The sequence below is a fragment of the Klebsiella oxytoca NBRC 105695 genome, assembly GCF_001598695.1.
Taxonomy (GTDB): domain Bacteria; phylum Pseudomonadota; class Gammaproteobacteria; order Enterobacterales; family Enterobacteriaceae; genus Klebsiella; species Klebsiella oxytoca.
Genome location: NZ_BCZK01000029.1, coordinates 1 through 13,704, shown reverse-complemented (window position 1 = coordinate 13,704; position 13,704 = coordinate 1). Strand labels below are relative to the sequence as shown.

The following is a 13,704-nucleotide window of genomic DNA, read 5'->3' as shown; positions in this document are numbered from 1 at the left end:
GGATGGGCTCTTTGCGTTTTAGTCGTCTGAAACTGCCGGACATCGGTCTACCCTTATCCGGCCTTTTCATTACTCGTGTACCAAATTCAATAACGGATACGGTTTTCCAAGATCGTCCGTTTCAGAACGGCCTGTCACCTTAAAGCCCATTTTCTTATAAAATCCGACCGCTTGTTCATTCTGCTCGTTAACGTTAGTCGTCAGTCTGGGCGCTAACGACAAGGCGTGTTTAATCAAAAGCTTACCCACGCCACAGCCGCGAACAGCAGGATCAACAAATAACGCATCCATATGTTCCCCCGTTAGAAGCATAAAGGCGACCGGCTCATCTTCCTCCGTTACTGCTACCCACAGCGGCGCTTCGGGTAGGAATGAACTCACCAGCTCTTCCAGCTCCGCTCTATATGCTTTTGATAAAAAACCGTGCGTTGCATCGACCGATCGACACCAGATCGCAATCAATTTTTTCCCTTCATCATGCCGTGAACGGCGGATACTAATAACCATACGTGCTCCTTTTATTTGTTCTTATATTCTAACGTAAATATCTCCGTGAAATTTTCTCACCCTGCATTTGCAGGCTCGACATTCACATTATTCCTGGGTATCTTCAGCTGTCTGGATGTCTAAACGTTTATACGTATGCTATGAGGTAATAAAGTTATGCCAATTCGGGTGCAGGACGAGCTACCGGCCGTCAATTTCTTGCGTAATGAAAACGTCTTTGTGATGACGACAACTCGCGCGACGACTCAGGAAATCCGCCCGCTGAAGGTGCTCATCCTTAATCTGATGCCGAAGAAAATCGAGACTGAGAATCAGTTTTTGCGACTGCTTTCCAACTCTCCTCTGCAGCTTGATATCCAGCTGCTGCGCATCGATGCCCGCGAATCGCGTAATACCCCAGCGGAACACCTGAACAACTTCTACTGCAACTTTGAAGATATTTGCGATCAGAATTTTGATGGCCTGATTGTTACCGGCGCGCCCTTAGGTTTGGTTGAGTTTAATGACGTTGCCTACTGGCCGCAGATCAAACAGGTGCTGGAATGGGCTAAAGATCATGTTACCTCAACGCTATTTGTCTGTTGGGCTGTACAGGCGGCCCTCAATATCCTCTATGGTATCCCTAAACAGACGCGCTCTGAGAAGATTTCCGGCGTCTACGAACATCATATCCTGCAACCACATGCCTTATTAACTCGCGGCTTTGACGATAGCTTTCTCGCGCCGCACTCGCGCTATGCCGATTTCCCGGCGGCGCTGATACGTGACTACACCGACCTGGAGATTCTGGCGGAAACGGAAGAGGGCGATGCCTACCTGTTCGCCAGCAAAGACAAGCGTATCGCCTTCGTGACCGGTCATCCAGAATATGATGCAAACACCCTGGCCAGCGAGTTCTTCCGCGATGTGGAAGCGGGCCTCGATCCCCAGGTTCCACACAATTATTTCCCGCAAAACGATCCGCAGAACAAACCGCGCGCCACCTGGCGAAGCCATGGCAATCTACTGTTTATCAACTGGCTGAATTATTACGTCTACCAGATCACGCCATACGATCTACGCCATATGAATCCGACTCTGGATTAATCTTCTACACAACGCGATCCTAAAGCGTTTCAGCATTTTGCCTCTGGCACCTTCGGGTGCCTTTTTTATTTCCGAAATGCGGCTCATATTGTGATTAAACTTTATTTATATTGTTATCAATAGGTTAAATGAGAATTAAATTAAAAATGGAAATTGTTTTTGATTTTGAAAAATAAATGCGTAGTCTTAATTGTGCTGAACGAAAACTACACAATGATCTTACGTTCGCGCCAACTGGATCAACTAAGAGGAGCAGCACATGACGCAGCAGGCGACAATTACTGACGAACTGGCTTTTAGCCAGCCATATGGCGACCAGGAGAAGCAAATCTTAACGCCTGAGGCAGTCGAATTTTTGACTGAACTGGTGAGCCGCTTTACGCCTGAGCGCAATAAACTCCTGGCGGCGCGTCTCCAGCAGCAGCAGGAAATTGATGACGGTAAGCTACCTGATTTTATTTCGGAAACAGCTTCCATTCGTAATGGTGATTGGAAAATTCGCGGCATCCCTGTGGATTTGCAGGATCGCCGGGTGGAAATCACCGGTCCGGTAGAGCGTAAGATGGTGATCAATGCGCTGAATGCGAACGTAAAAGTCTTTATGGCGGATTTCGAAGACTCACTGGCGCCTGAATGGAGCAAAGTCATTGAGGGGCAAATTAACCTGCGCGATGCGGTTAACGGCACCATCAGCTATACCAATGAAGCTGGCAAAATCTATCAGCTTAAACCGAACCCGGCGCTGCTGATCTGTCGCGTGCGCGGCCTGCATCTGCCGGAAAAACACGTGACATGGCGCAGGGAAGCCATTCCCGGCAGCCTGTTCGACTTTGCTCTTTATTTCTTCCATAACTACAAAGCGTTACTGGAAAAAGGCAGCGGGCCCTATTTCTATCTGCCGAAAACCCAGGCCTGGCAGGAAGCTGCGTGGTGGAGTGAAGTCTTTAGCTTTACGGAAGACCGTTTTGAGCTGCCGCGCGGCACCATCAAAGCCACGCTGCTGATTGAAACGCTGCCCGCCGTATTCCAGATGGACGAAATCCTGCATGCCCTGCGCGACCATATTGTGGGTCTGAACTGCGGGCGCTGGGACTATATCTTCAGCTATATCAAAACGCTGAAGAATCACCCGGACCGCGTTCTGCCGGATCGTCAGGTGGTGACGATGGATAAGCCATTCCTCAGTGCCTACTCACGATTGTTAATTAAGACCTGCCATAAGCGCGGCGCATTTGCGATGGGCGGCATGGCGGCCTTTATTCCGAGCAAAGATGCTGAGCGGAACAATCAGGTGCTGAACAAGGTAAAAGCGGACAAATCGCTGGAGGCGAATAACGGCCATGATGGCACATGGATTGCGCATCCCGGTCTGGCTGACACCGCGATGGCCGTCTTTAATAGCGTGCTCGGTGAGAACAAAAATCAGCTATTTGTCACCCGTGAAGACGATGCGCCAATTACCGCTGAACAGCTGCTGGCCCCCTGCGAGGGCGAACGAACCGAAGAGGGCATGCGCGCCAACATTCGCGTGGCGGTGCAGTACATTGAGGCGTGGATTTCCGGCAACGGCTGCGTACCGATTTATGGCCTCATGGAGGATGCGGCAACGGCCGAGATCTCACGTACCTCAATCTGGCAGTGGATCCATCACGAAAAAACGCTCAGCAGCGGTCAACCGGTAACTAAAGCGCTGTTCCGCCAGTGGCTGGCCGAAGAGATGCGGGTGATTCAGGACGAACTGGGCGAGCACCGCTACAGCAGCGGGCGCTTTGACGAGGCCGCGCGCCTGATGGAACAGATCACCACTTCCGATGAGCTCATTGACTTCCTGACTTTGCCGGGTTACCGCCTGCTGGCCTGACGGCCCAGGCTACTTTGTTTGCCATTTTGGCCCCGGGCAGTACTCAAAATCCTCACGTACTATAAGTACGCTCCGGTTTTTGCGCGCTGGCCGTGACCAAACTGCCATCACCAATAATGCCTGGGAAGCCAGGAAAATAATATGGAGCATCTGCACATGAAAACCCGTACCCAACAAATCGAAGAATTAAACAAAGAGTGGACCAACCCGCGCTGGGAAGGCATTACTCGCCCATACAGCGCCGAAGACGTGGTGAAGCTACGCGGCTCCGTTAACCCGGAATGTACGCTGGCGCAGCTGGGCGCGGCAAAGATGTGGCGACTGCTGCACGGCGAAGCGAAAAAAGGCTACGTCAACAGCCTGGGCGCGCTGACCGGGGGCCAGGCGTTACAGCAGGCGAAAGCGGGCATTGAAGCGATTTACCTTTCTGGCTGGCAGGTCGCGGCGGACGCCAACCTGGCCTCCAGCATGTATCCGGATCAATCGCTCTATCCGGCTAACTCAGTACCGGCCGTGGTCGATCGGATCAATAACACCTTCCGCCGCGCGGATCAGATCCAGTGGTCTGCGGGTATTGAACCGAACGATCCGCGTTATACCGATTATTTTCTGCCGATCGTCGCCGATGCGGAAGCGGGATTTGGCGGCGTGCTTAATGCGTTTGAGCTGATGAAATCGATGATTGAGGCCGGTGCAGCGGCCGTACACTTCGAAGATCAGCTGGCATCGGTGAAGAAATGCGGCCATATGGGCGGCAAAGTACTGGTTCCCACGCAAGAAGCGATTCAGAAACTGGTTGCCGCGCGTCTGGCGGCAGACGTAATGGGCGTGCCAACGCTGGTGATTGCCCGCACTGACGCCGATGCGGCGGATTTAATTACCTCAGACTGCGATCCTTACGATCGTCAGTTCATTACCGGCGACCGTACCAGCGAAGGTTTCTTCCGCACCCATGCCGGTATCGAACAGGCGATCAGCCGCGGGCTGGCCTACGCGCCCTATGCCGACCTGGTGTGGTGTGAAACCTCCACCCCGGACCTTGAGCTGGCGAAGCGCTTTGCCGATGCGATCCATGCGAAATATCCGGGCAAACTGCTGGCCTATAACTGCTCACCGTCGTTTAACTGGCAGAAAAAGCTGGATGATAAAACCATTGCCAGCTTCCAGCAGCAGCTGGCGGATATGGGCTACAAATATCAGTTCATCACCCTGGCCGGTATTCACAGCATGTGGTTCAACATGTTCGATCTGGCTCACGCTTACGCCCAGGGCGAGGGGATGAAGCACTACGTTGAGAAGGTTCAGCAGCCGGAATTCGCGGCGGCGAAAGATGGCTATACCTTTGTCTCCCATCAGCAGGAGGTCGGGACTGGCTACTTCGATAAGGTCACCACCATTATCCAGGGCGGAACCTCATCAGTAACGGCGTTAACCGGCTCTACAGAAGAAGATCAGTTCTGATCATTTCCCCTCTCCCTCTCTCCGGGGGAGAGGGAGAGAGGGGAAGGTATGACACGTGGCCTGGAATTATTGATTGCGCAAACTATTTTGCAGGGTTTCGACGCCCAGTACGGTCGTTTTCTTGAAGTCACTTCCGGCGCCCAGCAGCGCTTTGAACAGGCCGACTGGCATGCCGTCCAGCAGGCGATGAAGCAGCGCATCCATCTCTACGATCACCATGTCGGCCTGGTCGTCGAGCAGCTGCGCTGCATTACCGATGGCAAAAATACCGATAGCGACTTTTTGCTGCGGGTAAAAGAACACTATACCCGCCTGCTGCCGGATTACCCTCGCTTCGAAATTGCGGAGAGCTTTTTCAATTCCGTCTATTGTCGGTTGTTTGACCACCGCTCGCTGACTCCCGAGCGGCTTTTTATTTTCAGCTCGCAGCCCGAGCGGCGCCTGCGCTCTATACCGCGGCCGCTGGCGAAAGATTTCTTTCCCGAGCGCGGCTGGGACACGTTATTACGCAAAGTGTTATCCGATCTTCCTCTCCGCCTGCCGTGGCAAAACAGAGCGCGCGATATCGGGTATATCACCGTTTGCCTGCAGGAAGCGCTTGGCGGCGAGCTGCTCTCCCGGTCGTATCTACAGGTGGCGAATGAACTTTTTTACCGCAATAAGGCAGCCTGGCTGGTAGGCAAATTGGTTACGCCGATGGCCACGCTGCCTTTTCTTCTGCCAATCCATCGTACCGATGAAGGTGAACTGTTTGTCGATGCTTGCCTGACGACGCATGCCGAAGCCAGTATCGTTTTTGGCTTCGCCCGCTCCTATTTTATGGTTTACGCGCCGCTGCCCGGCGCGCTGGTCGAGTGGCTGCGCGAGATTCTGCCGGGTAAAACCACCGCCGAACTGTACATGGCGATTGGCTGCCAGAAGCATGCGAAAACGGAAAGCTATCGGGAATACCTGCACTATCTTTCCCGCAGCAATGAACAATTTGTTGAAGCGCCGGGGATCCGCGGGATGGTCATGCTGGTGTTTACCTTGCCGGGCTTTGACCGGGTATTTAAGGTCATCAAGGACCGCTTCGCGCCGCAGAAAGAGATGACTGCCGCTCACGTGCGCGCCTGTTACCAGCTGGTCAAAGAGCATGACCGCGTGGGACGGATGGCCGACACCCAGGAGTTTGAGAACTTCGTGCTGGAGAAACGGCAAATTGCGCCCGAGCTGATGGCCCTGTTACAAACCGAAGCCGGTGGGAAAATTACCGACCTCGGCGATCGGATTGCGATCAGCCATCTGTATATCGAGCGGCGGATGGTGCCGCTGAATATCTGGCTGGAGCAGGTTGACGGGCAGGCGCTGCGCGATGCAGTCGAGGAGTACGGGAACGCCATTCGTCAGCTGGCTGCCGCCAACATTTTCCCGGGCGATATGCTATTTAAGAATTTTGGCGTTACGCGTCACGGCCGGGTGGTGTTCTACGATTACGATGAAATTTGCTATATGACGGAGGTGAATTTCCGCGAGATCCCGCCAGCGCGCTATCCGGAAGATGAGCTTGCCAGCGAGCCCTGGTACAGCGTCTCGCCGGGCGATGTTTTTCCGGAGGAGTTTCGCCACTGGCTGTGCGCCGACCCGCGTATCGGGCCGCTATTTGAAGAGATGCACGCCGACCTGCTGCGCGCCGACTACTGGCGGGAGCTGCAAAACCGTATTCGCAACGGCCACGTGGAAGACGTCTACGCCTATCGTCGCCGTCAGCGCTTTTGCGTGCGTTATGGCAACCTGCAACAGGCAGGGTAAACAGGCGGCCAGGTTCAGGCGGCCTCTATAACCGCAAATTCTTCGTACACCAGCTCCATATCCGGCGCCCAGGTGCCTTCGCGTTCAAAGAATGCCTGATGCGCCGATTGCCAGTAAGCGAGGCTCAAATCACCTTCGCCCTCCAGCGCGGCGAGCTCAGGACTCATTTCATTAAACCGGATCAGCCTGAGCATCAGGGTGCGTATCACGCAGACGGCTTTGCCCTGGCCGTCCAGCACAATGTGATATGCCCCCGGCGTCACGGGCGGCTGCTCCTGCTGATAGCCGGCAAGCGAACCGCAGGTGCCGCGCTTCTTCCCCGCGATGACCAGGGCCGCCAGCTCGTCGGCCAGCTCCGCTGAATCGCCGAAAGACCAGCAAAAAGCAGAAGGGTATTTATCCTGCCAGTAGGATTTCAGATCGCTCATTTATCGCACTCCGCCATACGCCAGCGTCACTTCTTTCGCCGCTTTGATCACCATGGCGCCGAACTCGGTCACGCGGTCATCGGTAATGCGGGAAATGGGCCCGGAAATAGAGATAGCGGCGAACGGCTCACGATGTTCATCATAAATGCATGACGCTACGCAGCGCAGTCCTAGCGCGTGTTCTTCGTCATCAAACGAATAGCCGCGCTTACGCGTCTGGGCCAGGTCCTCTTTCAGATGCACCGGCGATACCAGCGTAGCGTGGGTGTAAGCGTGCAGACCTTGACGGTGCAGCAGGCCGGTGACCTGATCTTCACTCAACTGAGACAAAAACGCCTTACCGGCGCCGGAAGCGTGCATCGGCAGCTTACCGCCAATCGGCGCCGACATACGCATCAGTTGGGTACACTGCACCTGATCGATAATGATCGCCTGATGATCGCTCGGGTCCAGCACCGCGAGGTTAACCGTTTCGCCGGAGTCTTCCATCAGTTGACGCAAAATCGGATGGACGATCGCCAACAGGTTACGACTTTGCAGGAAGCTGCTGCCGACGACGAAAGCATGGGCGCCCACCGACCAGTGGCCCAGTTCACCGACCTGACGAACAAAACCCAACTGCTGCATCGTGGTTAACAGGCGGTGGGTGGTGGAATTAGGCAAGCCGGCCTGCTGGGCCAGTTCGGTCAGCGCCACGCTGCCGTGAGATTCAGCAATCCATTCGAGCAGCTTCAGGCCGCGGGTCAGGGACTGAACTTGCCCGCCAGCCGGAGCGGCGGCGGAGGCGGCAGGTTTTCTGCCGCGTTTTGCGGGAGCGGGGGTCGCCATCGCGGACTCCTTTTTTCTGTATCGTGGAAATGATTTTCGTTTTATTTGGCGATAATGCAATCACTACCCGACTGATCGGATGAGTGAAGCTGAACATGTCTCATCTTGCCCGCTGTTCTCTTTTCCACCCCTTCGGTTTGTGCCAGTATGGTCCGTTGAGTTTTTTCGGTCTGGTTGAGCGTTGTCGGGAGCGAGTGTGAGCAGCAAAGTTGAGCAACTGCATCAGCAGTTAAAAGAACGTATTCTGGTTCTGGATGGGGGCATGGGCACCATGATCCAGAGCTATCGTCTGAGTGAGCAGGACTTCCGCGGCGAGCGTTTTGCCGACTGGCCGTGCGACCTGAAGGGCAACAACGACCTGCTGGTTCTCAGCAAGCCGGAAGTGATCACCGCCATCCACGATGCCTATTTTGCGGCCGGGGCGGATATCATTGAAACCAACACCTTTAACTCGACGACCATCGCGATGGCGGATTACCAGATGGAATCCCTGTCGGCGGAAATCAACTTTACGGCGGCGAAACTGGCCCGCGCCAGCGCTGATGCCTGGACCGCGCGCACGCCGGAAAAACCACGCTACGTGGCAGGCGTTCTCGGCCCGACTAACCGCACTGCGTCCATTTCTCCTGACGTCAATGACCCGGCCTTTCGCAACATCACCTTTGACGGGCTGGTGGAAGCCTATCGTGAATCCACCAAAGCGCTGGTGGAAGGCGGGGCGGATCTGATTCTGATTGAGACGGTGTTCGATACCCTCAACGCCAAAGCGGCGATCTTTGCGGTCAAAGAGGAGTTTGAAGCGCTGGGGGTCGATCTGCCGATTATGATCTCCGGCACCATCACCGACGCCTCCGGTCGCACGCTGTCCGGCCAGACCACCGAAGCCTTTTATAACTCGCTGCGCCACGCCGATGCGCTCACTTTCGGCCTCAACTGCGCTCTGGGGCCGGACGAACTGCGCCAGTACGTGCAGGAGCTGTCGCGTATCGCCGAATGCTACGTCACCGCCCACCCGAACGCCGGTCTGCCGAACGCCTTTGGTGAATACGATCTGGACGCCGACACGATGGCGACGCAAATTCGCGAATGGGCGGAGGCCGGCTTCCTGAATATTGTCGGCGGCTGCTGCGGCACCACGCCGGAACATATCGCCGCCATGAGCCGCGCGGTGGCCGGCCTGCCGCCGCGCCAGCTGCCGGAGATCCCCGTCGCCTGCCGTCTTTCCGGCCTTGAGCCGCTGAATATCGGCGATGACAGCCTGTTTGTGAACGTCGGCGAACGCACCAACGTTACCGGCTCGGCGAAATTCAAACGCCTGATTAAAGAAGAAAAATATAACGAAGCGCTGGATGTGGCGCGCCAGCAGGTGGAAAGCGGCGCACAGATTATCGATATCAATATGGATGAGGGGATGCTCGACGCCGAAGCGGCGATGACGCGTTTCCTCAACCTGATCGCCGGTGAGCCGGATATCGCCCGCGTGCCGATTATGATCGACTCCTCCAAATGGGAGGTTATCGAAAAGGGCCTGAAGTGTATTCAGGGCAAAGGCATCGTTAACTCCATCTCGATGAAAGAGGGCGTTGAGCCGTTTATCCAGCATGCGAAAAAGGTGCGCCGCTACGGGGCCGCCGTCGTGGTGATGGCCTTTGATGAAGTGGGTCAGGCCGATACCCGCGAACGTAAAATTGAAATTTGCCGCCGGGCGTACACCATTCTTACCGAAGAGGTGGGCTTCCCGCCGGAAGACATCATCTTCGACCCGAATATTTTCGCCGTGGCGACCGGAATTGAAGAGCACAACAACTATGCCCAGGACTTTATCGGCGCCTGTGAAGATATCAAACGCGAACTGCCGCACGCGCTGATCTCCGGCGGCGTCTCTAACGTGTCGTTCTCCTTCCGCGGTAACGACCCGGTGCGCGAGGCGATTCACGCAGTATTCCTCTACTACGCCATCCGTAACGGCATGGATATGGGTATCGTCAACGCTGGACAGCTGGCAATTTACGACGACCTTCCCGCCGAGCTGCGCGACGCGGTTGAAGATGTGATTCTGAACCGCCGCGATGATGGCACCGAACGCCTGCTGGATCTGGCGGAGAAATATCGCGGCAGCAAAACTGACGATACCGCCAACGCCCAGCAGGCGGAATGGCGCAGCTGGGACGTCAAAAAACGTCTCGAGTACTCGCTGGTTAAAGGCATTACCGAATTTATTGAGCTCGATACCGAAGAAGCCCGACAGCAGGCCGCGCGCCCGATCGAGGTTATCGAAGGACCGCTGATGGACGGTATGAACGTGGTTGGCGATCTGTTCGGTGAAGGGAAAATGTTCCTGCCTCAGGTGGTGAAATCCGCCCGCGTAATGAAGCAGGCGGTGGCCTACCTCGAACCCTATATTGAGGCCAGCAAAGAGAAAGGTTCCAGCAACGGCAAGATGGTCATCGCCACCGTGAAGGGTGACGTTCACGATATCGGCAAGAATATTGTCGGCGTCGTGCTGCAGTGTAATAACTATGAAATCGTCGATCTGGGCGTGATGGTGCCTGCGGATAAAATCCTGAAAACCGCCCGCGAGGTTAACGCCGACCTGATTGGCCTCTCCGGGCTGATTACGCCGTCGCTGGATGAGATGGTCAACGTGGCGAAGGAGATGGAGCGTCAGGGCTTTACTATTCCGCTGCTGATCGGTGGCGCAACCACCTCGAAAGCGCATACGGCAGTGAAAATCGAGCAGAACTACAGCGGCCCGACGGTCTACGTGCAGAACGCCTCGCGCACCGTCGGCGTGGTCGCCGCCCTGCTGTCCGATAGCCAGCGCGATGATTTTGTCGCCCGTACCCGCAAAGAGTACGAAACGGTGCGTATTCAGCACGGACGTAAAAAGCCGCGCACTCCCCCCGTCACGCTGGAAGCCGCGCGCGATAACGACCTGGCCTTTGACTGGGCAAGCTACACCCCGCCGGTAGCTCATCGTCTGGGCGTGCATGAGGTGGAAGCCAGTATTGAAACCCTGCGTAATTATATCGACTGGACGCCGTTCTTTATGACCTGGTCGCTGGCCGGTAAGTATCCGCGCATTCTGGAAGATGAAGTCGTGGGCGAAGAGGCACAGCGCCTGTTTAAAGACGCCAACGAACTGCTGGATAAGCTCAGTGCCGGGAAGGCCCTCAATCCACGCGGCGTCGTGGGGCTGTTCCCGGCTAACCGCGTCGGCGACGATATTGAAATCTATCGCGATGAAACCCGGACTCATGTGCTGACGGTGGGGCATCATCTGCGCCAGCAGACCGAGAAAGTCGGCTTTGCCAACTACTGCCTGGCGGATTTTGTCGCGCCGAAGCTGTCGGGGAAGGCGGACTATATCGGCGCCTTTGCGGTGACCGGCGGCCTTGAAGAAGACGCGCTGGCCGACGCCTGGGAGGCACAGCACGATGACTATAACAAGATTATGGTGAAGGCGATTGCCGACCGTCTGGCGGAAGCCTTCGCCGAGTATCTGCATGAGCGGGTGCGTAAGGTCTACTGGGGCTATGCGGCGAACGAAAACCTCAGCAACGAGGAGCTGATCCGCGAGAATTACCAGGGAATACGCCCGGCGCCGGGCTATCCCGCCTGTCCGGAGCACACCGAAAAGGCGACCATCTGGGAGCTGCTGGAGGTGGAAAAACGTACCGGCATGAAGCTGACGGAATCCTTTGCCATGTGGCCCGGCGCGTCGGTTTCCGGCTGGTACTTCAGCCATCCGGACAGTAAGTACTTCGCGGTAGCGCAAATTCAGCGCGATCAGGTGGAGGACTATGCGTTACGTAAGGGGATGAGCGTGGCGGAAGTGGAGCGCTGGCTGGCGCCGAACCTCGGTTACGATGCCGATTGATCCACCAGCCGTTATCTTTCCTTACAACTAACAGGGCGCTCAACGAGCGCCCTGTCTCTTTATTGTGCATAAACCCTTATACTGAAGGGAGCTTGCGATCGTTGCCGTCGGATAAGCGAAGCGCTATCCGGCCTGTAACGGTTTATGAGTTTCTGGAACAAATAAATATAAGGAGAAGCTGATTCCGTGTTAACTCTGCTACACCTGTTGTCCGCCGTCGCTCTACTGGTGTGGGGCACCCATATTGTTCGTACCGGCGTGATGCGCGTCTACGGCGCTCGCCTGAGAAGTGTACTCAGCAGCAGCGTGGAGAAAAAACCGCTCGCCTTCTGCGCGGGGATCGGGGTTACCGCGCTGGTCCAGAGCAGCAACGCCACCACCATGCTGGTCACCTCTTTTGTCGCCCAGGATCTGGTGGCGTTAGCCCCTGCGCTGGTGATGGTGCTGGGCGCTGACGTTGGTACCGCGCTGATGGCGAGGGTGCTGACCTTCGACCTGTCCTGGCTTTCGCCGCTGCTGATTTTTATCGGCGTCATTTTCTTCCTTGGGCGCAAGCAAACGCGTGCGGGCCAGCTCGGGCGCGTGGGTATTGGCCTGGGCTTGATTCTGCTGGCGCTGGAGCTGATCGTTCAGGCGGTGCATCCCATCACCCAGGCTAACGGCGTGCAGGTGATTTTCGCCTCGTTGACCGGCGATATTATGCTGGATGCGCTGATCGGCGCGGTATTTGCCATCATCAGCTATTCAAGCCTGGCAGCGGTGCTGCTGACCGCTACGTTAACCGCCACCGGCGTGATTTCGTTCCCGGTGGCGCTGTGCCTGGTGATTGGCGCCAACCTCGGATCCGGGCTGCTGGCGATGCTAAACAACAGCGGCGCTAATGCCGCCGCGCGCCGCGTTGCGCTCGGCAGCCTGTTGTTTAAGCTGGTGGGTAGTCTGATTATCCTGCCGTTTGTCCATCTGTTGGCAAACGTTATGGATGAGCTTCCGCTGCAAAAATCCGAACTGGTTATCTATTTCCACGTCTTCTACAACCTGATCCGCTGTATCGCCATGGTGCCGTTCGCCGGGCCGATGGCTAACCTCTGTAAGCGACTGATTCGCGATGAGCCGGAGCTGGATGCACGACTGAAGCCAAAGCATCTTGATACTTCAGCGCTGGACACCCCGGCTCTGGCGCTGGCTAACGCCGCCCGCGAAACCTTGCGTATCGGCGATGCCATGGAGCAGATGCTGGAAAGCCTGCATAAAGTGATGCACGGTGAACCGCGTGAAGAGAAAGAGCTGCGGCGGCTGGCGGACGATATCAACGTACTTTACACCGCGATTAAGCTCTATCTGGCGCGGATGCCAAAAGAGGAGCTGGCCGATGAGGAATCCCGCCGCTGGGCGGAAATTATCGAAATGGCGCTCAACCTCGAGCAGGCTTCAGATATCGTTGAACGAATGGGCAGCGAAATCGCCGATAAATCGCTGGCCGCGCGGCGCGCGTTCTCCATGGAGGGGTTGAAAGAGCTGGATGCGCTCTACGATCAGCTGCTCAGCAATCTACAGCTGGCGATGTCGGTTTTCTTTTCCGGCGACGTACCGAGCGCCCGCCGCTTGCGCCGTAGCAAACACCGTTTTCGCATTATGAACCGTCGTTACTCGCATGCTCACGTTGATCGCCTGCATCAGCAAAACGTGCAGAGTATCGAAACCAGTACGCTGCACCTGGCGCTGCTGGGCGATATGAAGCGTCTGAACTCGCTGTTCTGCTCGGTAGCCTATAGCGTGATGGAGCAGCCGGATGAGGACGATGAGCGCGATGATTATTAAGCGCTGACGCCGTCTGACATCCCCGGCTCGCGCTGCGCTTAGCC

General features: G+C 56.0%; 9 protein-coding genes. 6 read left to right on the top strand and 3 right to left on the bottom strand.

The annotated features are described in order from the left end of the window. Positions 1 to 69: 69 nt before the first annotated feature. Positions 70 to 507, bottom strand: coding sequence for an acetyltransferase (locus KO1_RS26500; RefSeq protein ID WP_004117147.1), 438 nt, complete (start codon positions 505 to 507; stop codon positions 70 to 72). A gap of 156 nt (positions 508 to 663) precedes the next feature. Between KO1_RS26500 and metA the strand changes: the two genes are divergently transcribed. The 4 genes from metA to aceK all read left to right on the top strand — a co-directional run bounded on the left by metA (position 664) and on the right by aceK (position 6,706). Then, the gene (gene metA / locus KO1_RS26495) at positions 664 to 1,593 is read left to right on the top strand and encodes a homoserine O-acetyltransferase MetA (protein ID WP_004109666.1); all 930 of its coding nucleotides are present in this window, start codon (positions 664 to 666) and stop codon (positions 1,591 to 1,593) included. 259 nt (positions 1,594 to 1,852) lie between these two features. Then, entirely contained in the window at positions 1,853 to 3,454 is a 1,602-nt protein-coding gene (gene aceB / locus KO1_RS26490; protein ID WP_004117150.1) for a malate synthase A, read from the top strand. A 156-nt stretch (positions 3,455 to 3,610) separates the two neighbouring features. Next, the gene (gene aceA / locus KO1_RS26485; RefSeq protein WP_024274896.1) at positions 3,611 to 4,915 is read left to right on the top strand and encodes an isocitrate lyase; all 1,305 of its coding nucleotides are present in this window, start codon (positions 3,611 to 3,613) and stop codon (positions 4,913 to 4,915) included. Positions 4,916 to 4,963: 48 nt separating this feature from the next. Continuing rightward, positions 4,964 to 6,706 carry a bifunctional isocitrate dehydrogenase kinase/phosphatase gene (gene aceK / locus KO1_RS26480; RefSeq protein ID WP_004109658.1) on the top strand — a complete coding sequence of 581 codons (1,743 nt, stop codon included), beginning with the start codon at positions 4,964 to 4,966 and terminating at the stop codon, positions 6,704 to 6,706. Positions 6,707 to 6,720: 14 nt separating this feature from the next. Here the strand turns inward: aceK and KO1_RS26475 are convergent, their stop codons facing one another. Together KO1_RS26475 and iclR are read right to left on the bottom strand one after the other, a co-directional pair. Continuing rightward, the gene (locus KO1_RS26475) at positions 6,721 to 7,125 is read right to left on the bottom strand and encodes an ASCH domain-containing protein (RefSeq protein ID WP_094298898.1); all 405 of its coding nucleotides are present in this window, start codon (positions 7,123 to 7,125) and stop codon (positions 6,721 to 6,723) included. Between the two features lie 9 nt (positions 7,126 to 7,134). After that, complete coding sequence (gene iclR, locus KO1_RS26470) at positions 7,135 to 7,962, bottom strand: glyoxylate bypass operon transcriptional repressor IclR (protein ID WP_004117167.1); 828 nt, start codon at positions 7,960 to 7,962, stop codon at positions 7,135 to 7,137. Positions 7,963 to 8,158: 196 nt separating this feature from the next. On the opposite strand from iclR, the gene metH reads away from it, so the two are divergent. Together metH and KO1_RS26460 are read left to right on the top strand one after the other, a co-directional pair. Next, positions 8,159 to 11,842 carry a methionine synthase gene (gene metH / locus KO1_RS26465; RefSeq protein ID WP_004117169.1) on the top strand — a complete coding sequence of 1,228 codons (3,684 nt, stop codon included), beginning with the start codon at positions 8,159 to 8,161 and terminating at the stop codon, positions 11,840 to 11,842. Between the two features lie 186 nt (positions 11,843 to 12,028). Then, the gene (locus KO1_RS26460) at positions 12,029 to 13,660 is read left to right on the top strand and encodes a Na/Pi cotransporter family protein (protein ID WP_004109645.1); all 1,632 of its coding nucleotides are present in this window, start codon (positions 12,029 to 12,031) and stop codon (positions 13,658 to 13,660) included. Positions 13,661 to 13,704 lie beyond the last annotated feature (44 nt).